This window comes from Streptomyces sp. NRRL S-350 (assembly GCF_000719705.1).
Classification (GTDB): domain Bacteria; phylum Actinomycetota; class Actinomycetes; order Streptomycetales; family Streptomycetaceae; genus Kitasatospora.
Map to the genome: position 1 here is coordinate 26,206 of NZ_JOHO01000011.1, position 21,093 is coordinate 47,298.

The following is a 21,093-nucleotide window of genomic DNA, read 5'->3' on the forward strand; positions in this document are numbered from 1 at the left end:
CGAGCCTACGGTCCTCCTCCGTCAATCCCGCCCGGGCGGGGCGTTCCCGGCGTCCTCGGGGGGCTGCGGCGGCTCCCCGTCCCAACGGGCCCGCTTGAGGTCGACCCGGGGCGGGTCGGCGAGTTCGCGCAGCGGGGTGCCCTCCTCGCCGTAGTGGGCGAGGGCGCGCCGCTCGTGGCCGGGCAGGAAGCGGCCGTCCGCGCGGATGACCCGCCACCAGGGCACCGAGCCGCCGTACAGGGCCATCACCCGGCCGACCTGCCGCGGTCCGCCCTGGCCGAGGTACTCGGCGACGTCGCCGTAGGTCATCACCCGGCCGGGTGGAATCCGCTCGGTCAGGTCGAGCACCAGTTCGGCGAAGGGCGGCAGGGCGTCCGGCGGGCCGTCGTCTGTTGCGTCCGTCACCTGCGGCATTCTTCCTCACGGCGGCGCGACCCCGGTGCCGTACGAACGGGACGCCGCGCCCGATCCGCCCCCTGTCCGGCACGGGGCGTCGGGGCATGCCACCATCTTCGGGGCGGTGAGTGGTGATACGAGGACAAGACCAGATGACCGGGACGGCTGACGTGGGCGTGGACAAGGACTCCGACGAGTCCGCTGCCGCCGTGCCCCCGCCGACCGGTGGCGGGGACGAAGGCCTGCCCGCACCGGGGCCGACCCCGGAAGTCTCCCTGATCAAGGACCGGACGATCAAGACCCCCGCGCCCACCCGCGCCCCCGACCAGGACGACCGGGCCCACCAGGCCGAACAGCCCGAAGAGCCCGATCAGCCCGAAGAGGCCGAAGAGCCCGCGGCGCCCGCCCGGCCCGGCGCCCCGGAGGCCCCCGCCCCGGAGACCCCCGCCCCGGAGACCCCGGCGCCGGAGGCCCCCGCACCGCTGCCCGACTACCAGGACCCGCTGGACGACGCCCCGCACCTGGACGTCGACGAGCCGCTGCTCGCCGCCCGCGCGCACCGCCCGTCCGACCTGCTCCGCTTCCTCACCGGCGTCTTCGGGATCGTCGCCGTCTTCGTGCTGGCCGGCATCGCCACCTCGACCACCACCGGCATCGAGCAGGACATCGCCACCAACGCGCCGCACTTCTCCGCGGTGCTCGCCACCATCACCGGCCTGGTCTCCAGCGTCGCGGTCCTCGCCGTGCCGCTGGCCTTCGCCGTCGAGCGGCTGATCAAACGCGACGGCCTGCGGGTCGCCGACGGCGTCCTCGCCTCGGTGCTCGCGTACGGCGTCTCGCTCGGCATCGACTGGTGGGTCGCCGAAGGCGCCTCCGACCACATCCGGGAGGCGCTGACCAGGCTGCCGCTGGACAGCAACGGCACCCTCACCGACCCGGTGCACGGCTACCTCGCGCCGGTGATCGCCTACATGACCGCCGTCGGCATGTCGAGCAGACCGCGCTGGCGGGTCGCCCTGTGGGTGGTGGTGGTCTTCAGCGGGGTCACCGAGCTGCTCGGCGGCTACACCACCCCGCTGTCGCTGATGCTCACCGTGCTGATCGGCTGGTCCGTCGCCTACGGCACGCTGTACGCGATCGGCTCCCCCAACATCCGGCCCACCGGCCAGCACATGATGATCGGCCTGCGCAAGGTCGGCTTCACCCCGGACGGCGCCCACCGCGCCCCCGACGCCCCCGGCGGCACCCGCCGCTACTACGTCACCCAGCAGGGCGGCCCGCCCCTGGACGTCCACATCATCGACCGCGAGCAGCAGGCCTCCGGCTTCTTCTACCGGGCCTGGCGGCGGCTGCGGCTGCGCTCGGTCGCGGTGCGCCGCAGCCCGCAGTCGCTGCGCCAGGCACTGGAGCAGGAGGCCCTGATCGCGTACGCGGCGGCCGCCTCGGGCGCCTGCGCGCCGCAGCTGGTCGCCACCTCCGAACTGGGCCCGGACGCCGCGATCCTGGTGTACGAGAACGTCGAGGGCCGCGCCCTGGACGAGCTGGCCGACGACGAGGTCACCGACCGGGTGATGGCCTCGGTCTGGCAGTCCGTGGCCGCCCTGCACGAGCGCCGGATCGCCCACCGGCGGCTGACCGGCGAGTCGCTGCTGGTGGTGGACGGGGAGACCGGCTGCCTGGTCAACCTCTCCGGCGGCGACATCGCCGCCACCGACCTGACGCTGCGCATCGACGTCGCCCAGCTGCTCACCACCTTCGCCCTGCGGATCGGGCCGGAGCGGGCCGTCGCCGCCGCCAACGCGGTGCTCGGCGCCGAGCGGGTGGCGCAGGCGCTGCCGCTCCTCCAGCCGGTCGGGATGAGCCGTTCCACCAGGATCGAGCTGGCGAAGCTCGGCAAGGAGCGCAAGGCCGCCGCCCGCGCCAAGGCGCTGGAGCAGGTCGCGGCCGGCGAGCGCACCCAGCAGCAGGCCGAGGAGGACATCGCGGCGGCCGGCGAGGACCTGCTGAGCCGCATCCGCGGCCAGATCCTGCAGATCGCCCCCGAGGCGCCGATGGAGCCGGCCAAGCTGGAACGGCTGAAGCCGAAGACCCTGATCATGGTCATCGCGCTCACCTTCGCCGCCTACCTGGCGCTGACCACCATCAAGCCGGCCCAGCTCAAGCTCTCCCAGATGAACTGGGCCTGGGCGGCGGCCGCCCTGCTCGCGGCCGCGTTCAGCTACGTCGCCGCCGCGATGAGCCTGACCGGCTTCGTCCCCGAGCGGCTGCCGTTCCGGCGCACCGTCGCCGCCCAGCTGGCCGGTTCCTTCGTCAAGCTGGTCGCCCCCGCGGCGATCGGCGGCATCGCCCTCAACACCCGCTACCTGCAGCGGGCCGGCATCCGTTCCGGCCAGGCCGTGGCCTCGGTCGGCGCCTCCCAGCTGGCGGGCCTGGCCGGGCACCTGCTGCTGCTGTTCAGCTTCGGCCTGATCACCGGCAGCCAGACCAACGGCGACCTCTCCGCCTCCCGCGCGGTGATCATCGGCGTGCTGACCGCCGCCGTGCTCGCCCTGGTGGTGGCCGCCGTCGCGCCGCTGCGCCGGTTCGTCCTGGGCCGCCTGCGCTCGCTGTTCTTCGGCGTGGTGCCGCGGATGCTCGACCTGATGCAGACGCCCAGCAAGCTCGTCACCGGTTTCGGCGGCATCCTGCTGCTGACCCTGTCCTTCACCGCCTGCCTGGACTTCTCGGTGCAGGCCTTCGGCGGCGACGTCAGCTTCTCGGCCGTCGCGGTGGTCTTCCTGACCGCCAACGCGGCCGGCTCGGCGATCCCCACCCCGGGCGGCATCGGCCCGGTCGAGGTCGCTCTGATCGGCGCCCTGACCGTCGCGGACGTCTCCCCCACGGTCGCCACCCCCGCGGTCTTCCTCTATCGGGCGCTCACCTTCTGGCTGCCGGTGCTGCCGGGGTGGATCGCCTACAACGTGCTGCAGCGCAGGCACGCGCTCTGAACCGCCCCGGCGCATGACGAAGGGCCCGCCGTCCGGCGGGCCCTTCGTCATGCGCTCCGCGGCCTCCGCGGACTGCCCTGAACTCCCGTGAACTCCCTTGAGGGGAAAGACCGGTGCCTCAGTAGACCGGCTTGTGCGGCTCGATCTGGTTCACCCAGCCGAGCACGCCGCCGCCCAGGTGGACGGCGTTGGCGAAGCCCGCGGACTTCACCACGGCCAGCACCTCGGCCGAGCGCACGCCCGACTTGCAGTGCAGCACGATCTTCCGGTCCTGCGGCAGCCTCTCCAGCGCGTCGCCCATCAGGAACTCGTTCTTCGGGATCAGCACCGCGCCGGGGATGTTGACGATCTCGTACTCGCCGGGCTCGCGGACGTCGACGAGGAAGATGTCCTCCTTGTCGTCCTGCCACTGCTTGAGCTGCGCCGAGGTGATGGTCGAACCGGCGGCGGCGGCCTGCGCCTCCTCCGACACGACGCCGCAGAAGGCCTCGTAGTCGATCAGCTCGGTGACCGTCGGGTTCTCCCCGCAGACCGCGCAGTTCGGGTCCTTGCGGACCTTCACCTGGCGGTAGTTCATCTCCAGGGCGTCGTAGATCATCAGTCGGCCGAGCAGCGGCTCGCCGATGCCGGCCAGCAGCTTGATCGCCTCGTTGACCTGGATCGAGCCGATGGACGCGCACAGCACGCCCAGCACGCCGCCCTCGGCGCAGGAGGGGACCATGCCCGGCGGCGGGGCCTCCGGGTACAGGCAGCGGTAGCAGGGGCCGTGCTCCGCCCAGAAGACGCTGGCCTGGCCGTCGAAGCGGTAGATCGAACCCCACACGTACGGCTTGCCGAGCAGCACCGCCGCGTCGTTCACCAGGTAGCGGGTGGCGAAGTTGTCGGTGCCGTCCACGATCAGGTCGTAGCCGGAGAAGATCTCCATGACGTTGGAGTTGTCGAGGCGCTCCTCGTGCAGGACCACGTCGACGTAGGGGTTGATCTCCTTGACCGAGTCGCGCGCCGACTCCGCCTTGGAACGGCCCACGTCCGACTGACCGTGGATCACCTGGCGCTGCAGGTTCGACTCGTCGACCACGTCGAACTCGACGATGCCCAGCGTGCCGACACCGGCGGCGGCCAGATACAGCAGGGCGGGCGAGCCCAGGCCGCCGGCGCCCACGCACAGCACCTTGGCGTTCTTCAACCGCTTCTGCCCGGCCATGCCCACGTCGGGGATGATCAGGTGGCGGGAGTACCGGCGGACCTCATCGACGGTGAGCTCGTCGGCCGGCTCGACCAGGGGTGGCAACGACACGGGGACTCCGATGGGTGTCTTGTTCGGGTGGCCTGGGCCAGCCTCTTCGTGGGGTTGTTGCTCCACCACTCGGGTGGCTCTCTAGGCCAACAGTGTCACGCCCCTCCACTATTCCGAGACAGCCCGTCCGATGGGCGAGACGGGTGGCGCCGGATCGTGGGACCGGGCGCCGGGCCCCCGGAGGCGCCCCGAACCCGTGTCCCACGGGCCCCGCGGCACCTCGGGAGCCTCCTCCGAACCTCCTCAGACCCGGCAGGCCGTCTCCAGCCACACGTCCCCGAGGGACTCCTCCAGCGGCACCTGCGTCCGCCATCCGAGACGGTCCCGGGCGGTGCGGACGTCCGCCTGCCGCCACGGCACCGGCTCGCCCGGCACCGCCCGGCCCTCCGGCCGCAGTCCCTCCGCCCGGTGGCCCGGGAGGTAGGGGCCGGGCTGGTGGTGATGGCCGTGCGGGTGGTCGCCCCCCGCCGCGCCGACCTGCGCCGGCAGCAGGACCGGCCGGTTCTCCTCGACGATGGACCCCTCGAAGCCCGAGGCCCGCACCAGCAGTTGGGCCGCGTCCCGGGCCCGGACGGCGTGCCCGCTGCCGATGTTGACCACCCCGGTGGCGGCCGACACCGCGGCCGCCTGGATGGCCCGCGCGACGTCCCGCACGTCCACGAAATCCCGGTATCCGGACAGGTCCGGCATCCGCACCGTGCTCTCGTCCCGTTCCAGGGCCCGCCGCAGCCCCTCGGCCAGCCGCCCGAACAGCGAGGCCGTCGGCGCCCCCGGCCCCACCACGTCGAACACCCGCAGCACCGCCGCGTCCAGGCCGGAGGCCAGCACCAGCTCCGTCCCGGCCAGCTTGGACACCCCGTACGGGCCGACCGGCCGCGGCTCGGCCTGCTCGGAGACCGGCACCCCGCCGGGCACCGGCCCGTACTCGGCGGCCGAGCCGACGTGCACCAGCCGGGCCGGCTCCCGGCTGCGCCGGATCGCCTCGCAGACCGTCGCGACGGCCAACGTGTTCGACCGGATCAGGGTGCGCGAGCTGCCGTAGGTGGCGCCCGCGCAGTTGATCACCACCTGCGGCGCGACCGCGTCCAGGAACCGGGCCAGCGCGCCCGGGCTCCCGGTGGTCAGGTCGAAGCGGATGTCGGCCGAGTCGCGCCGGCCGAGCACCGTCACCTGCAACTCCTGGTCCATCAGCAGACGGTCGGTGACCCGGCGGCCGATGAAGCCGTCGGCGCCCAGCAGCAGCACCCTCATCGGGGGTGTCCTTCCACGAAGCGAGGTCGGGGGACGACCTGGCGGTCTGAAATCAACGAACGGACGAAACGGAGGATCACGAAGGGATCGGAAGGCGGTCGGAAAGGGGGTCGCAGGGCGGTCAGCGGTACGAGTCGGCCCGGCCGAGCACCGCCCAGGCGTACGCCAGCAGCACCGCCGCGACGGCGCCGCCGCCGAGCAGCAGGGCCGACGACAGGGGGCGGCCCACGGCGAGCAGCCCGAGCGTCGCGGCGGGCCCGGCCGACGCCCCCAGCGCCGCGGCCGTCGGCCGACCGCAGCGCGCCAGCAGGGCGGGCAGCACCAGCAGCAGGCCCAGCACGCCCTGCACCGCCCACGGCGCGGGGCCGGCCCGCTCGGCCGCCGCGTGCAGCAGCCCGCCGCCGTGGCCCGGCCCGGGGCGTGGCGCGACGACGGCCAGGACGGCCAGCGCGGCGAAGGTCAGCGCCGCGAGCACCGCCAGGTGCAGGGCGACGGCGACCGGCAGCACCGGCCGCATCCGGGCCCGGAACTCGGCCGTGGTGGCCGCCGCGCCGAGGTGGCCGCGGCCGACCTGCCGGTACCAGCGGGCCACCCGCTCGGCGGAGCCGGCCGACAGCGCCGCCGCCGGCACCAGCGCGGCCGCCAGCGGCCGGTCCCCGCCCGGTACGGCCGCCGGGAGCAGCAGCAGTCCGGCCAGGCCCAGCCCGTACCCGAGGGCGGCGGGGCCGTACCGGGAGCCGTCGCGCTCCCGGGGCCGCCACCGCGGCCCGAGGGCGTCCCACGGACGGGTGGGCCCGGCGGACGGCGGGCCGGGCACGGCCCGGGGCGGCGCCGTCAGCGCGGGCAGCAGCACCAGCGGCACGACGGCCGCCGCCGGCACCGGCCAGCGGGCGCCGAGCGCCACCACCGCCGCGCAGGGCAGCGCGGCCAGTGCCGCGGCGGTCAGCGCCGCCCGGGCGTCGGCCCCGCACCGCCGCGGCGGTTCCGGCCGGGGCTCCGGCAAGCGGCGGGGCACCCGGGCGTACAGCTCCTCGGCGAGCGAGAACAGGTCGGCGTGCCGGCACCGGGCGGCGGCGTCCGGTCCGAGCCCGGCCTCCTCCAGTCCGGCGGCGATCTCCAGCGGGTCGACGGCGCGCTCGCACAGCTCCCGGTGCTCCGCCATGAGCTCGCGCACCGGGTCCGCGCTGCTGCCGAGCGCCGCGCCGCCGGTCATCAGAGGGCCTCCGCGAACTCGGCCGGCACCCGGACACCGGCGGCCTCGCGGCCGCCCTCCGGGGCGCCGTCCCGGCCGCCGCGCGGGCCGTCGGCGAGCCAGTACTCGGCGGGCCGGGCGAACGGGCGCGGAGCCCGGCCGCCTTCGCCGCCGCCCCCGCCGCCGGGGAAGGCCGGGTACTGCGAGACCAGCTCCAGGTAGATCTCCCGGAAGGCGCCGATCACCGGTTCCACGGCGAAGCGTTCCTGCGCCCGCAGCCGCCCCGCCAGCCCGAGCCGGGCCCGCCGTTCCTCGTCGCGCAGGAGCGCCAGGCAGGCGCCGGCCAGCGCGCCCGGGTCGCGGGCGGGCACCAGCAGCCCGGTCGGGCCGAGCACCTCGCGGGCCACGCCGACATCGGTCGACACCACCGCGCGGCCGCTGAGCATGGCGTCCGCAAGCAGCCGGGGGCGGCGCTGGGAGAGCGCCGAGAAGACGGCCACCGTGCCGGTCTCCCACACCTCGGCGAGCGGGCCGGGCCGCCCGGCGAAGTCGGCCGCCGGGGCCACCCCCAGCCGCTCGGCCACCGCGGCGCAGTGCGCCCGGTAGCCGGGCGCCGCCTCCTCGCCGTGCAGCACGAGCCGGGCGCCGGGCAGTTCGGCGTGCACCCGGGCGAAGGCGTGCAGCATCAGCTCCGGGTCCCGGCCCGGCTCCAGCGCGCCGGCCCACACCAGCGTCGGCGCGGCCGGCTCCGGCCCGGCGGCCGGGCGGTCCACCGCCGGCGTGCCCTCGTACACCACCCGGGTGCGCGCCGGGTCGGCGCCGCAGCGCCGCTGCCACTGCCGGTCGTGGGCGCTGCCGGGGGTGAGGACGGCGGCCTGCCGGTAGGTCTCCTCGGTGAGCGCGCGGAAGAAGGACAGCAGCAGCGCCCGCACCGGCCACCGGTACGGCGCTTCGCGGTAGCCGAGGTACTGCTCGCGCAGGTGCAGGCCGTGTTCGGTGACGACGAACGGCACGCCGTGCAGGTGCCGGGCCACCAGGGCGGGCAGCGCGGCGAGCCCGCCGCCGACCACGTGGCACAGGTCGGCGGCGCCGAGGCCGCCGGGGCCGGTGCCGTACCAGGGCGCGGACAGCGGGCGCAGGCACTGTTCGAGCAGGTCGGTCGCGACCAGTACGTCGCGGACCAGCGGCTGCCCGGCGGAGGTGTCCGCGCCGGGCAGCCGCCAGGTCCGCTCGACTATCCGGCGGGCGTGCGCGGAGGCCAGGAAGGCGGGCAGCGTGCCGTCCTCCCGGGCCTGCGCGGCCAGCCGGTACAGCCCTGCGCCGAAGGCGGCCCGCTCCCGGGGGAGCACCAGCGCCCGTACCAGTTGTTCGTACGCCCCGGCGTACCGGCGTCTGCGCAGCGCGCCGGGCGTCCGCCCGCCCGGTCGGCGCCCCCACAGCGCCAGGCCGTGCGTGCCGCGCCAGGCGGGCGACGGCGGTTCGGCGGCGGCCGGGCCCTGCGGCCCGGTCAGCAGGTACAGCGCGAACTCGTGCTCCGGCAGGCCCGCGGCCAGCCGGTCGCACCACCCTCCCGCGCCACGCTGGGATTGCGGACGGGCACCCTCGGTGATCAGGGCAACGCGCACGGGAGACCTCCAGGGCAGAACGGATTCGGGAGCGGATCCGGAGCGGATCCGGGGGCGGATTTCGGGGCGGGTTCAACGGACGGGGCGACGGACGGCCGAGCGGCCCGGGCGGCGGCCGGGGGCGCGCCCGCACGGCGGCGGGGACGGCCGGCGCCGCGTCCCGTTTCCCCGGACGCCCGCCCTCCGGTCTTCTCCGGCGGCCGCGACTCCCCCACACCTGTTCGGTCCGACAGCAGAAAGGTAGGACCGGCCCCGGGCAATCCATCGGTCGCATGCCTGGCTGCCACCTGATCGAGTGAACCGCCGTGACCTCGGCCCGAACCGGGCCGTTACCGGGCGCTCCGCGCGGCCGCCCCGCGGAGCGCCGGCCGCCGGCCCTTTGCTCAGCTCGCCCCGCTCAGCCCGTCCTGCTCAGCCCGTGGCGTGCGCGATCAGCTCCCGGACGGCGCGGGCGACCGCGTCGGGGTGCTCCATCATCGCCACGTGCCCCGACTCCGGCAGCACCAGCAGCCGGGCGTCCGCGAAGGCCGCGCAGGCCCGGCGGGCCGACCGGTAGGCGACCAGCTTGTCGCGCAGCCCGTACACCAGCAGCACCGGCGCCGCGACCTGCCCGGCCTGCCGCCACAGCGCCTGCTCGCCGCGCTGGGTGTACGCCGAGACGATGCCGCGGGCCGAGCCGGTCAGCGCCCGCATCGCGTGCGGCACCTCCAGCCGGCGCCGGTACTCGGCGACCGCCTCGGCCCGGGCGGCCGGGGTCAGGGCGTCCGGGTCGCCGTAGACCAGCCGCAGCAGGTCCTCGGTGGCCGCCTCGGCGTCGCGCCCGTTCGCGGACAGCCGGCGCAGCAGCGCGGGCACCCCCGGCACCGCGAGCAGGCCGGTCGGCCAGGCGGAACGCTGCGGGGGCAGTTCGGGCAGGGCCGGCGAGACCAGGGTGAGGCTGCGCACCAGGTCGGGGCGGAGCGCGGCCAGCCGCACGGCGACCGCGCCGCCGAGGGAGTTGCCGAACAGGTGGACCGGGCCGCGCCCGGAGGCCTCCAGGTAGCCGATCACCGCGCGGACGTGCCCGGAGACGGTGAGGTCGCCGTCGGCGGGCGGGTGCGAGCGGCCGAAGCCGGGCAGGTCCACGGCCTCGCCGTCGACCAGGCCGCCGAGCCGCTCCATCAGGGCCGTCCAGTTGGCGGCCGAGCCGCCGAGGCCGTGCACGAAGAGGCCGGGCTCGCCGGCGGCCCCGCCCGGGGCGGGCCGGTGGACCGCGAGCACCGCGCCGGGGACCTCGACCGTACGTACCCGCTGCTCGGCGCCGCTCATGGTGGACGATGGTAGTGAGCCCGGGCGGGGGGCACCGGGGGTGGCCCGGCCGTCCCCTCCCTCGTCACACCCCTGCCGAGGCCGAGGTCAGCGCCGTATTGTGGGCTCCTGACAACCAGGACGACCAGCTTTTCCCGCCTTCGCCGACTCCGGGCGCGGTTACCGAAAAGTAGAATCGGCCATCTTGCCAGCCCCGAACAGACCCGAAGTGAGGAGCGCCGTGACGGCCATCCAGGAGGCGCAGGAGCGCCCGCGCGGTGCCCGCCTGCCGCGAAGCGCCCGCCGTGAACAACTGCTCGGTGCCGCCCAGGAGGTGTTCGTCGCGCACGGCTACCACGCGGCCGCGATGGACGACATCGCCGACCGAGCCGGGGTGAGCAAGCCGGTGCTGTACCAGCACTTCCCCGGGAAGCTGGAGCTCTACCTGGCGCTGCTGGACAAGCACTGCGACGCCCTGGTCGAGTCGACCCGCGAGGCGCTGTCGACGACCGTCGACAACAAGCAGCGCGTGGCCAACACCATGGAGGCGTACTTCAACTACGTCTCCAGCGAGTCCGGCGCCTTCCGCCTGGTCTTCGAGTCGGACCTGACCAACGAGCCGGCCGTGCGCGAGCGGGTCGAGCGGGCCTCCGAGGCGAGCGCGACGCTGGTCAGCAAGGTCATCCAGGAGGACACCGACCTGCCGGAGGCGGAGTCCAAGCTGCTCGCCGCCGGGGTCTGCGGCCTGGCCCAGATCACGGCCCGGTACTGGCTCTCCCAGGGCCTGGAGATCCCGCGCGACGAGGCGGTGCGGCTGGTCGCCAGCCTGTCCTGGCGCGGCCTGAAGGGCTTCCCGATGCACCCGGGCGAGCAGTCCGGCGAGGCCGCCCACCAGGAGTGATCCGCAGACCTTCGCCGGGGCGGTGATCCGGTGCTCTATGGTGAAGCCGTACGGCGCGGTCGCCGCGAACGCTTGTCCCAGGCGGTGCGGCGCCCGTGCGTGGAGGCTGCAACCCCGGAGGGACGGAAGCCGTGGAGGTCAAGATCGGCGTGCAGAACGCGCCCCGCGAGATCGTGATCGAGAGCTCGCAGACTGCCGATGAGGTCCAGAGCGCGGTCGCGAAGGCGCTGGAGGGCTCGGAGAAGCTCCTGGCGCTGACCGACGAGCACGGCCGCCGCGTCATCGTCCCGGCCGAGCGCCTGGCGTACGTGGAGATCGGCGAGCCGGCCGTCCGCAAGGTCGGCTTCGGCACCCTCTGAGGCGCCCCGAGCCGGTCGTTCCGGTGCCCCGTTCCCGTCAGGGAGCGGGGCACCGCTGCGTGTACGGCCGGGCGGGGCGGGGTACGGCGACAGGTGCGGCACCGGCGCCGCAGGCCCGTCCCCCGGGAGGCACCTTGCTGGTCGAGTCGATCGTCTTCGCCCTGGTCGGGCTGGTCACGGGCGGCACCGCGCTGCTGGCCCTGCCCTCGTACTTCCGGGCGCCCCGCGCGCTGACCGTGGGCACGGCGCTGGCGGCGGCCCTGGTCGGCGGGGTGATCGCGCACTTCTGCCTGGACGGGCGCTACCCGCCGGTGGCGGTCGCGGCCTCCGCGCTGGCCTCGGGCGTGCTCACCTCGCTGCTGGCCCGGCCGGACCTCGCCGCCGGGCGGGCCCCGGCGCACCGGCACCACCCGCACCGGTCCGGCGCACACCGCGCGCCGCGGCGGCACCGGCCGGCCTGACGAGCCTCAGCTGGCCAGGCCGAGGGCGGCCATCCGCTTGGTGTGGGCCTCGGTGATCCGGTTGAACATCTTGCCGACCTCGACGAGGTCGAAGCCCTGCACCCGCACGCCGCCGACCAGCAGGTTGGACAGCGCGTCGCGCTCGGCGACCACCCGCTGGGCCTGGCTGAGCGCCTCGCCCATCAGCCGCCTGCCCCACAGCGCGAGCCGGCCGCCGGCCCGCGGGTCGGCCTCGATCGCCTCGCGCACCTTGTCGACGGCGAACTGGGCGTGGCCGGTGTCGGACATGACGCCGAGGACCAGGTCGCGGGTGTCGTCGTCCAGCCGGACGGCCACCTCGCGGTAGAAGTCGGTCGCGATGGCGTCGCCGACGTAGGCCTTGACCAGGCCCTCCAGCCAGTCCGAGGGCGCCGTCATCCGGTGGAACAGCTCCAGCGGCTCGACGAAGGGGCGCATCGCCTCCTGCGGGTCCGCGCCGATCTCGGCGAGCCGGTCGTGCAGGCGCTGGTAGTGCTGGAACTCGGCGGAGGCCATCCGGGCCAGGGCCGCCTTGTCGGCGAGGCCGGGCGCCAGCTTGGCGTCCTCGGCGAGCCGCTCGAAGGCGCTCAGCTCGCCGTACGCGAGTGCGCCGAGCAGGTCCAGCACCGCCGCCCGGTAGCCGGGGTCGGACGCGCACGCGGCCCAGTCGCCGATCGAGCCGGCCGCGGCGTCCTGCGTCTCACCATGGGTCTCCATGACCCGCCACCTTAGTCCCGCGCGCCCGGCCGCCCCACCACCCGCGGCACCCGGGTGACCGGCCGGATCGCCCGCTCCGGCCCCGGCGGCCGGGGGCAATGTCAGACGCGTCACGTGTTCGAGTCGTCGCCTGACTGTATGGTGGTACGGAGCCCCGTCGTGCTCGCGTGGTGTCACCGCCGTCTCGGTAACCCGCGCAAGCCCGCTCCGAAGCGGCACCGTCCAGCCGGACGTGTCCGCACCGGAGGCACGGGTACTCACGTACGCGGATGCCCGGTCGGAGAGCCGATCGGCTCCGACCATGGCTTGGACCTCAAGCCTTGGCACCGCATCAGTGGCCGAGCGAGGGCCGCCGAGACCCCGCCCCATGGCGGAGGTCCCGCGCAGGTCCCTCACGGGAAACCCTCCCCGACGCCGCCGGCGACGCGCCCCCGCACCGGGGCAGCGCGCACCGGCCGGCCGCAGGGACCGGCGCGGTTGTGCGTCCGCGCAGCTGTAATCGGGGCCGCACAGGCCCGTACGCAGCCGCGCGGCTGCCCGCCCGCCGCTCGCTCTCGGCCCCTCCACACGGAAGAGGCAGCACCCTGTCCACCACCGCTGAACCCATCAAGACGACCTTCCGGGACCTGGGGATCCTTCCGGAGACCGCCGAGGCGCTCGAGTCCGTCGGCATCGTCCACCCCTTCCCCATCCAGGAGATGACCCTCCCGGTCGCGCTGACCGGCCACGACGTCATCGGCCAGGCCAAGACCGGCACCGGCAAGACCCTCGGCTTCGGCCTCCCGCTGATCGAGCGGGTCGTCGTGCGCGCCGACGTGGACGCCGGCCGGGCCACCGAGGAGCAGCTCTCCGAGTTCCCGCAGGCGCTGATCGTCGTCCCGACCCGCGAGCTGTGCACCCAGGTCACCAACGACCTGCAGACCGCCGGCAAGGTGCGCAACGTGCGCGTCCTCGCCGTCTACGGCGGCCGGGCGTACGAGCCGCAGGTCGAGGCGCTCACCAAGGGCGTCGACATCGTGGTCGGCACCCCGGGCCGCCTGCTCGACCTGGCCGGGCAGAAGAAGCTGAACCTGTCCACCGTCCGCGCGCTGGTCCTCGACGAGGCCGACGAGATGCTCGACCTGGGCTTCCTCCCGGACGTCGAGAAGATCATCACCATGCTGCCGGCCAAGCGGCAGACCCTGCTGTTCTCGGCCACCATGCCGGGCCAGGTGATCAACCTCGCCCGCCGGTACATGAGCCAGCCGACCCACATCCGGGCCACCGCCCCGGACGACACCGGCACGACCGTCGCCAACACCGAGCAGCACATCTTCCGTGCGCACTCGCTGGACAAGGTCGAGATGGTCTCGCGCATCCTGCAGGCCGACGGCCGCGGGCTGGCGATGATCTTCTGCCGCACCAAGCGCACCGCCGCCGACGTCTCCGACCAGCTGACCCAGCGCGGCTTCGCGGCCGGCGCCGTCCACGGCGACCTCGGCCAGGGCGCCCGCGAGCAGGCCCTGCGGGCCTTCCGCAACGGCAAGGTGGACGTGCTGGTCTGCACCGACGTCGCCGCCCGCGGCATCGACGTCGAGGGCGTCACGCACGTCATCAACTACCAGTGCCCCGAGGACGAGAAGACCTACCTGCACCGGATCGGCCGCACCGGCCGGGCCGGCGCCTCCGGCACCGCCGTCACCCTGGTCGACTGGGACGACATTCCGCGCTGGCAGCTGATCAACAAGGCGCTGGAGCTGACGTTCAACGACCCGGAGGAGACCTACTCCACCTCGCCGCACCTGTACGAGCTGCTGAAGATCGCGCCGGGCACCAAGGGTGTCCTGCCGCGCTCCGAGCGGACCCGCGCGGGCCTCGGCGCGGAGGAGGTCGAGGACCTCGGCGAGACCGGCGGACGCGGCGGACGCTCCGGCCGCGGGCGCGGCGCGAAGGCCGCCCCGGGCCGCCCGGCCGCCGCCGCCCCGGTCGAGACCGAGGAGGAGAAGCCGCGCCGCACCCGTGAGCGCCGCCGCACCCGCCGGGGTTCGGTGGTCGAGGGCGAGGGCGGCGCCGCGACCGAGGCCGCCGCGGCTCCGGCGGTCGAGGGCGCCGAGGGCGAGGCCGCGCCGCGCCGTCGCCGCCGCCGCTCGCGCGGTGCCAACGGCGAGGCTCCGGCCGCGGCCGGGACGGCTCAGGTCGTCGAGGCCGCCGAGGCCATCGTCGCCGCGGCCGTCGTCGCGCAGGCTCCGGCCGTGGAGCAGCCGGCCGCCGAGAAGCCGGCCGGCCGCACCCGGACGCGCAGGCCGAAGGCGGAGGCCGTGGCCACCGAGGCCGTCGCGGCCGAGGTCGTCGCCGAGGTCGTGGCCGCCGAGGCGGTCGTCACCGAGGCTCCGGCCGAGGCGAAGCCTGCCACCCGGACCCGCACCCGCAAGCCGAAGGCGGAGGCCGTCGAGGCGGCCGCCGCGGAGGCACCGGCGGAGGCACCGGCTGAGAAGCCGGCCGCCCGTACCCGGACGCGCAAGCCGAAGGCGGAGGCCGTCGCGGCCGAGGTCGTCGCCGCCGCGGAGGCCGTCGTCACCGAGGCCCCGGCCGAGGCGAAGCCCGCCACCCGCACCCGGACCCGCGCCCGCAAGGCCGCCGCCACCGCGGAGACCGCCCCGCAGGCCCCGGCCGCCGAGGCCGCGGGCGAGGTCCCGGCCCCGCGCAAGCGCACCCGGACCCGCAAGGCCGCCGCCGTGGAGGCCACCCCGGAGAGCTGACGCGTCCGGTCTCCCCGAGGGGGCGAGCCAGGCCACTCGGCCGGGCCCGCCCCCTCGGGCGTTCCCGTCCGGGCCCTGGCGGGTCGCCCGCAGCGGCGCCGGGCGCCCTGCGGCGCTCGGGCCCGGCCCTCGCGATTCCCCGCCGCGTCCTGCCCGGTCCGGGGCCCCGGGCACGGCCTAAGCTCGGGAGGTCGGGAGTCGCGGGCCGGAGAGCAGGGAGAACGTCCATGAGCACGCCGCCGTTTCTGAGGTTGCCCGGGTGCGCCCGGGCCGAGCGGGTGGTGACCGGGCGCGGGGAGTTCGCGGTGCTGCGGGCGGAGCCGGACGGGGTGGTGCGGGGGTCCGCGCTGCTGGTGCCGGGGTTCACGGGCAGCAAGGAGGACTTCATCGGGCTGCTGGAGCCGCTGGCGGCGGCCGGGTACCGGGTGACGGCGGTGGACCAGCGCGGGCAGTACGAGACCGGCGGGCCGGACGATCCGCGGGCCTACGCCGTCGAGGCGCTGGGCGAGGACGTGCTGGCGCTCACCGGGGCGCTGGCGGCGGAGGGCGGGCCGCTGCACCTGCTGGGGCACTCCTTCGGCGGCCAGGTGGTGCGCGAGGCGGTGCTCGCCGCCGCCGCGCGGGGCCCGCTGCCGTGGCGGTCGCTGACCCTGGTGTCCACCGGGCCCGGCGCGATCGACCCGGCCGAGGCGGCCCGCACCAAGCTGCTGCTGGACGCGCTGCAGGTGATGAGCCTGGAGGAGATCTGGCAGGTCATGCGGCAGATGGAGGCGGACAGCGGGCAGCCGCAGCCGAGCCTGGACCCGGCCGTCGCGCAGTTCCTGCACCGCCGCTGGCTGGCCAACGTGCCGCAGGCGCTGTCCGTCACCGGCGGCCACCTGGTCGCCGCGCCGGACCGGGTGGACGAGCTGGCCGCGGCCACCGCCGGGCTGCCGGTGCTGGTGCTGTCCGGGGTGCGGGACTACGCCTGGCCGGTCCCCGAGCAGACGGCGATGGCCGAGCGCCTGGGCGCCCGCCGGGTGCTGGTCGCGGACGCCGGCCACTCCCCCAACGCCGAGCGGCCGGCCGAGACCGCCGGGGCCTTGGCCGCGTTCTGGGCCTGATCTGACCCGCTCCGGCCCCGCTCCCCGGTAGTGGTCTGTACCACTTCTGGAAACTTCGACCGCTTTCGCACAGGACAAAAGTCGTTAGTTACGGTAATCTTTGATTCTGTCCGGGAATCATCGCGCCTCGACGCCGACTCGCGTCACCCGAAACCCGGACTTCACGGACGGGCAACGGCCCGGTAGCACCGCCACGGCACCGTGGCCCATGAGGCACTGGACGCACCAGGCAAGCAGGGGGAGCCCTTGCCGCAGCAGACCGCCGCACGCACGACCCGCCCGGTCCGGCCGCTTCGCCGGATCCGAAGGACACCGAAAGAGCTGATACCGACTCAGCCGCAACCGCCCCGCTCGACGGGGCCAGGAAAGGAGACGCCCATGACGAAGACCATGCGCTTCGAGATCGTCCGCCTGGACGACACCAACGGCTCCGCCACCGACCGCCTGATCGCCGACGCCGCCACCGTGCGCGAGCACGTCCAGGCCGCCGCCCGCACCGGCGAACGCCTGCTCATCCGGCCGTGCCCGACCGTCTGATCCAGCGCGGCGCCCCCGACCGGGGGCCCTCACCCGCCGCAGACGAGCCGGGGGAGTCCGATCCGGACGTTCCGATACCCGACTGACGCCCCGTCACCGCAAGCGCGGATGGCGGGGCGTCAGTGCGTTCGGGCCGGGCCGGGGACGTTTGCCGCCGCCCGCCACGGGACATCCCCCAACGGGAACCGCTCGCGCCGCGCCCTCCCGGCGCCGCCGGGCGTCCGCCACCGACAGGTTCCGCCGAGCCCTCCGTACGGGTGATCGTCCTTGACGCGGCGGTCCGGAGGGAGGAGCGTTGACGGCTATGAGGGGCGAGCCCAGCTGCCCGAGGTGCGCCGGTCGGGTCCGCGCCCCCGGTCTGTTCTCAGACACCTGGCAGTGCGACCGGCACGGAGCGGTGCACCCGATGCAGCCCGTACTGCCCCCGAGCGTGGAGGCCCTGGGCGTCGCCGTCGCCCGCTCCCAGGTCCCCGTCTGGCTGCCCTGGCCGCTCCCGGTCGGCTGGCTCTACACCGGCATCGCGCACGTCGGCGACGACGTCTCGGGGGCCCGGGCCACCGCCGTCGCCTGCTCCGGACCGGCGCCGCTCGGCGGCTTCGGCGAGCTGGTGCTGGTCGCCGAAGAGCTGGGCGTCGGGCTCGGCGCCCGCTACGCCGGGCTCCCCGGGCCGGACCCGGGCGACTCCGTCGGCCTCTACAAGCCCGCCGACGCCAAGTTGATGGCCGCCGGCCGGCCCACCCCGATGTTCCACGTGCCGGACGCGCCGGCCGACCGCGCCGTGTTCGTCGGCGAGGCCCGGGGGCTGTGGCTGTGGGCGATCGCCTGGCCCGAGCAGTCCGCACTGGTGATGTACGACGAACTGGTGCTCACCGACCTGCGCGACGCCGGCGCCGAGCTGGACCTGCTGCCCTGCGGGGCGCCCTCCCCCCGACTGCTCGGCTGAAGCCCGACTGCTCGGCTGAACCCCGCCGGCTCGCCCGGACGGCCTATCCTGGCGGCATCCACGAGCCCCCGGGAGCCCGATCCGTGCGCATCGACCTGCACGCCCACAGCAACGCCTCCGACGGTACCGACAGCCCCGCCGAGCTGGTCGCGGCGGCCGTCGCCGCGGGCCTCGACGTCGTGGCGCTCACCGACCACGACACCGTGGCCGGCCACGCCGAAGCGGCCGGGGCGGTGCGCGCCCTGCCGGGCGGCACCCGGCTGACGGTCGTCCCGGGCGCGGAGCTGTCCTGCGTCGTGGACGGCGTCAGCATGCACCTGCTGGCCTACCTCTTCGACCCCGAGGAGCCGGAGTTCGCGCGCGAGCGGGAGCTGGTGCGCACCGACCGGTTCCGGCGCGGGCAGGCGGTCGTCGAGCGCTGCCGGGAGCTCGGCGCGGACATCAGCTGGGAGCAGGTGCAGAGAATCGCGGGCGCCGGCTCCGTCGGCCGGCCGCACATCGCCAGCGCGCTCGTCGAGGCGGGCGTGGTGGCGACCGTCTCGGACGCCTTCACCCCCGAGTGGCTGGCCAACGGCGGCCGGGCGGACGTCCGCAAGCACGAGACCGATCCGGTCGAGGCGGTCCGGCTGGTCCGGGCGGCCGGCGGGGTGCCGGTCTTCGCCCACCCGGGCGCGGTCAAGCGCGGCCGGACCGTCCCCGACGCGGTCATCGCCGACCTCGCGGCGGCCGGACTGGCCGGGCTGGAGGTCGACCACACCGACCACGACGAGGCGGCCAGGGCGCGGCTGCGCGGCCTGGCCGGCGAACTCGGCCTGCTGGTCACCGGCTCCAGCGACTACCACGGCACCCGCAAGAGCGTCCGGCTCGGCGAGCACACCACCGACCCGGCGGTGTACGAGGCGCTGCTGGCGCAGGCCGTCGGCGCGAAGCCGATCGAGCGCTGAGGGCACGGGCCACCGCGCTCCGGCGCACAGGGTTCGGAGCGCGGGGGCGCAGGGCGCGGTGGGGGCGTGCGGGGCGCGGCTGGAGGGCGCGGGCTCGCCGTACGCGCCTGCCTGAGCGGCCGTCAGTCCAGCCGGACGCCGCGCCGGTCCGGGTCGCGCAGGTCGGTGCCCTGGTCCAGCCAGCGCTCCTGGAGCGCGGCGGCGCCGTGCACCCGCTTCCAGCCCGCCTCGTTGGGCGTCATCGGCAGCAGCGGCAGGAAGCGGACCGCCTCGGCCGGCTCGGCCAGGTCCAGGTCCTCGACCAGCCCGCCCGGCTCGGCGGCCAGCACCGAGGTGAAGGGGGCGCCGTCCCAGAGCGGGGCGCCGAGGTCGAGCGAGCCGCCCGGGGCCACCACCAGGCCCTCGACCTGAGGCGTCGCGGCGAAGGTGGCCAGACTGCGCAGCACGCTGTCGCGCCCGCCGCGGACGGTCAGCACCAGTTCGACGCGGGGGCCGCGCAGTTGGTCGGCGACGGCGGCGGTCGGGTCGGCCATCGGCGCGGCGGCCATTCCGAGCGTGGCGTAGCGCACCAGGCCCTCGGTGTCGGGGCCGAAGCGCAGCACCTCGATCCGGTCGGTGCCGAGGAAGGTGACGGCGGCGCGGCCGCTCGGCTCGCCGAAGGTGGAGATCAGCCGGGCCTCGACGGCGGCCAGCACCGCCTCCCGGGAGAGCTCCGGGGAGCTGCCGCCGTGGGGGTCGCCGAAGAGCGGGAAGTCGTGGGCCATGGCGGTGAGCGTAACCCGCCGGGGCGGGCCGGCTCCGGGCGGGCCGAGCCGCTCCCGGGCGGCCCGGCCGGCCGCCGCCGCCCGTAAAGGCTTCGGAAAGCCCTGGGCAACCCCCCGGCGCCGATGGCCGGTCAGCTGTTAGGGTGAGCGACTGGCCACCGGGATGGTTCCGTTCCGGGGCGGCGGCGCGAAGGAGGTGGTTGCGGTGGATACCGGCCGACCATGCAGTACCGGCAGCTCTGCCCGGCCCCGACTCCTCCGTACCCCGCGCTCCGCAGGCCCAACCGGCTGATCCAGCCGCAGTAGCCCCGAGCGCCGGCCTCACGGCGGACGAACGGCCGGGAGAGCACCTTCATCCCCTCTTCACCGGTGTTCTTCGCCGTCGTACCGCGGCCGAACGTTTCCTCATTCCGTGCCGCTGTGTGACGGCTCCTGCCCCTGGGAGCCTGCCATGTCGATGATCAACAGCCTGCGTGCCGCCGTCCGCACCAACCGCCGTCGCGGCGCGGCCGGGGTGTACGACGTCGCCTCCGACGACGCCGGCTCGGCGGTCGTGGACTGCGCGGTCTACCAGCACGGCAAGCGCAAGGGCGAGACCTGCAGCCCGCGCGAGGCCGTCCGCCGGGTCAAGGCCGAGAAGCAACTGCCGGAAGGCGTGGGCTCGTTCAGCTGGATCGGGCTGCACGAGCCGACCGAGGCCGAGTTCGAGGGGATCGCCCAGCGCTTCGGGCTGCACCCGCTGGCGGTCGAGGACGCGGTGCACGCGCACCAGCGGCCCAAGGTCGAGCGCTACGACGACGTGCTGTTCGCCGTCTTCAAGACCATCCGCTACGTCGAGCACGACCAGCTCACGCCCACCAGCGAGGTGGTGGAGACCGGCGAGCTGATGGTGTTCGCCGGGCCGGACTTCGTGATCACCGTGCGGCACGGCGGCCACGGCTCGCTGCAGGAGCTGCGCCACCGGCTGGAGGCCGACGCGGACGAGGCCGGCCTGCTCGCCAAGGGCCCGGCGGCGGTGCTGCACGCGATCGCCGACCACGTCGTGGACAACTACCTGCTGGTCGCCGAGCGGCTGCAGAACGACGTGGACGAGATCGAGTACGGCGTCTTCTCGGCCAAGGGCGGCCGCAGCTCCGATGTCGGCCGGGTCTACCAACTCAAGCGCGAGGTCCTGGAGTTCAAGCGTGCCGTGGTACCGCTGCTGCGCCCGATGCAGCAGCTGTCCGAGCCGCTGCAGCGCCTGGTGGACCCGGACATCCAGAAGTACTTCCGGGACGTCGCCGACCACCTGGCCCGGGTCGCCGAGCAGGTGCACGGCTTCGACGAACTGCTGAACTCGCTGCTGCAGGCCAACCTGGCGCAGGTGTCGGTGGCGCAGAACGAGGACATGCGCAAGATCACCGCCTGGGCGGCGATCTTCGCGGTGCCCACCATGATCACCGGCGTCTACGGCATGAACTTCGAGTACATGCCCGAGCTGCACCACAAGTACGGCTACCCGATGGTGCTCGGCGCGATCGCGCTGATCTGCGTCGGGATGTACCGGGGCTTCCGCCGCAACGGCTGGCTCTGA

The 21,093-nt window shown here is 75.2% G+C and carries 18 protein-coding genes; 10 read left to right on the forward strand and 8 right to left on the reverse strand.

Features of this window, described 5'->3' with window-relative positions:
* Nucleotides 1-21: 21 nt before the first annotated feature.
* Complete coding sequence (locus tag IF30_RS0112560; RefSeq protein WP_030236340.1) at nucleotides 22-414, reverse strand: MGMT family protein; 393 nt, start codon at nucleotides 412-414, stop codon at nucleotides 22-24.
* A 134-nt stretch (nucleotides 415-548) separates the two neighbouring features.
* Here IF30_RS0112560 and IF30_RS0112565 point away from each other — a divergent pair, with 134 nt between their 5' ends.
* A complete protein-coding gene (locus IF30_RS0112565) occupies nucleotides 549-3,383 on the forward strand; it encodes a lysylphosphatidylglycerol synthase transmembrane domain-containing protein (protein WP_234322690.1) in 2,835 nt (944 codons plus the stop codon).
* Between the two features lie 118 nt (nucleotides 3,384-3,501).
* Here the strand turns inward: IF30_RS0112565 and moeZ are convergent, their stop codons facing one another.
* The 5 genes from moeZ to IF30_RS0112590 all read right to left on the reverse strand — a co-directional run bounded on the left by moeZ (nucleotide 3,502) and on the right by IF30_RS0112590 (nucleotide 10,056).
* The gene (moeZ, locus tag IF30_RS0112570) at nucleotides 3,502-4,680 is read right to left on the reverse strand and encodes an adenylyltransferase/sulfurtransferase MoeZ (RefSeq protein WP_030236346.1); all 1,179 of its coding nucleotides are present in this window, start codon (nucleotides 4,678-4,680) and stop codon (nucleotides 3,502-3,504) included.
* 243 nt (nucleotides 4,681-4,923) lie between these two features.
* Complete coding sequence (locus IF30_RS0112575; protein WP_030236348.1) at nucleotides 4,924-5,931, reverse strand: NAD-dependent epimerase/dehydratase family protein; 1,008 nt, start codon at nucleotides 5,929-5,931, stop codon at nucleotides 4,924-4,926.
* A 121-nt stretch (nucleotides 5,932-6,052) separates the two neighbouring features.
* Nucleotides 6,053-7,144: a hypothetical protein gene (locus IF30_RS0112580; RefSeq protein ID WP_051710045.1), complete on the reverse strand. Its 1,092-nt coding sequence runs from the start codon at nucleotides 7,142-7,144 to the stop codon at nucleotides 6,053-6,055.
* The gene (locus IF30_RS0112585) at nucleotides 7,144-8,748 is read right to left on the reverse strand and encodes a DUF3492 domain-containing protein (protein ID WP_051710047.1); all 1,605 of its coding nucleotides are present in this window, start codon (nucleotides 8,746-8,748) and stop codon (nucleotides 7,144-7,146) included. The genes IF30_RS0112580 and IF30_RS0112585 overlap by 1 nt, the downstream gene beginning before the upstream one ends.
* Nucleotides 8,749-9,159: 411 nt before the next feature.
* Nucleotides 9,160-10,056 carry an alpha/beta fold hydrolase gene (locus tag IF30_RS0112590; protein WP_030236357.1) on the reverse strand — a complete coding sequence of 299 codons (897 nt, stop codon included), beginning with the start codon at nucleotides 10,054-10,056 and terminating at the stop codon, nucleotides 9,160-9,162.
* 220 nt (nucleotides 10,057-10,276) lie between these two features.
* On the opposite strand from IF30_RS0112590, the gene IF30_RS0112595 reads away from it, so the two are divergent.
* The 3 genes from IF30_RS0112595 to IF30_RS0112605 all read left to right on the forward strand — a co-directional run bounded on the left by IF30_RS0112595 (nucleotide 10,277) and on the right by IF30_RS0112605 (nucleotide 11,756).
* The gene (locus tag IF30_RS0112595; RefSeq protein WP_030236358.1) at nucleotides 10,277-10,936 is read left to right on the forward strand and encodes a TetR/AcrR family transcriptional regulator; all 660 of its coding nucleotides are present in this window, start codon (nucleotides 10,277-10,279) and stop codon (nucleotides 10,934-10,936) included.
* 131 nt (nucleotides 10,937-11,067) lie between these two features.
* On the forward strand, nucleotides 11,068-11,295 hold the full coding sequence (locus IF30_RS0112600) for a DUF3107 domain-containing protein (protein ID WP_030236361.1): 228 nt from the start codon (nucleotides 11,068-11,070) through the stop codon (nucleotides 11,293-11,295).
* A 134-nt stretch (nucleotides 11,296-11,429) separates the two neighbouring features.
* Nucleotides 11,430-11,756, forward strand: coding sequence for a hypothetical protein (locus tag IF30_RS0112605; protein ID WP_030236363.1), 327 nt, complete (start codon nucleotides 11,430-11,432; stop codon nucleotides 11,754-11,756).
* Between the two features lie 6 nt (nucleotides 11,757-11,762).
* Here the strand turns inward: IF30_RS0112605 and IF30_RS0112610 are convergent, their stop codons facing one another.
* Nucleotides 11,763-12,491 carry a ferritin-like fold-containing protein gene (locus IF30_RS0112610; RefSeq protein WP_030236366.1) on the reverse strand — a complete coding sequence of 243 codons (729 nt, stop codon included), beginning with the start codon at nucleotides 12,489-12,491 and terminating at the stop codon, nucleotides 11,763-11,765.
* A gap of 698 nt (nucleotides 12,492-13,189) precedes the next feature.
* On the opposite strand from IF30_RS0112610, the gene IF30_RS0112615 reads away from it, so the two are divergent.
* The 5 genes from IF30_RS0112615 (at nucleotide 13,190) to IF30_RS0112635 (ending at nucleotide 18,756) form a co-directional block, all read left to right on the forward strand.
* Nucleotides 13,190-15,229, forward strand: a complete 2,040-nt coding sequence (locus IF30_RS0112615; protein WP_234322691.1) for a DEAD/DEAH box helicase — start codon at nucleotides 13,190-13,192, stop codon at nucleotides 15,227-15,229.
* 227 nt (nucleotides 15,230-15,456) lie between these two features.
* Nucleotides 15,457-16,332, forward strand: coding sequence for an alpha/beta fold hydrolase (locus IF30_RS0112620; protein WP_030236373.1), 876 nt, complete (start codon nucleotides 15,457-15,459; stop codon nucleotides 16,330-16,332).
* Between the two features lie 378 nt (nucleotides 16,333-16,710).
* Nucleotides 16,711-16,869 carry a hypothetical protein gene (locus IF30_RS47670; protein WP_158834957.1) on the forward strand — a complete coding sequence of 53 codons (159 nt, stop codon included), beginning with the start codon at nucleotides 16,711-16,713 and terminating at the stop codon, nucleotides 16,867-16,869.
* A 304-nt stretch (nucleotides 16,870-17,173) separates the two neighbouring features.
* Nucleotides 17,174-17,812 (forward strand): DUF6758 family protein, encoded by a 639-nt coding sequence (locus tag IF30_RS0112630; RefSeq protein ID WP_063752611.1) that lies wholly within the window; start codon nucleotides 17,174-17,176, stop codon nucleotides 17,810-17,812.
* Between the two features lie 83 nt (nucleotides 17,813-17,895).
* Nucleotides 17,896-18,756, forward strand: a complete 861-nt coding sequence (locus IF30_RS0112635) for a PHP domain-containing protein (protein WP_030236379.1) — start codon at nucleotides 17,896-17,898, stop codon at nucleotides 18,754-18,756.
* A 122-nt stretch (nucleotides 18,757-18,878) separates the two neighbouring features.
* On the opposite strand, the gene IF30_RS0112640 is transcribed toward IF30_RS0112635, so the two are convergent.
* Nucleotides 18,879-19,520 (reverse strand): suppressor of fused domain protein, encoded by a 642-nt coding sequence (locus IF30_RS0112640; protein ID WP_078891353.1) that lies wholly within the window; start codon nucleotides 19,518-19,520, stop codon nucleotides 18,879-18,881.
* Nucleotides 19,521-19,971: 451 nt separating this feature from the next.
* Here IF30_RS0112640 and corA point away from each other — a divergent pair, with 451 nt between their 5' ends.
* A complete protein-coding gene (corA, locus tag IF30_RS0112645; RefSeq protein WP_030236384.1) occupies nucleotides 19,972-21,093 on the forward strand; it encodes a magnesium/cobalt transporter CorA in 1,122 nt (373 codons plus the stop codon).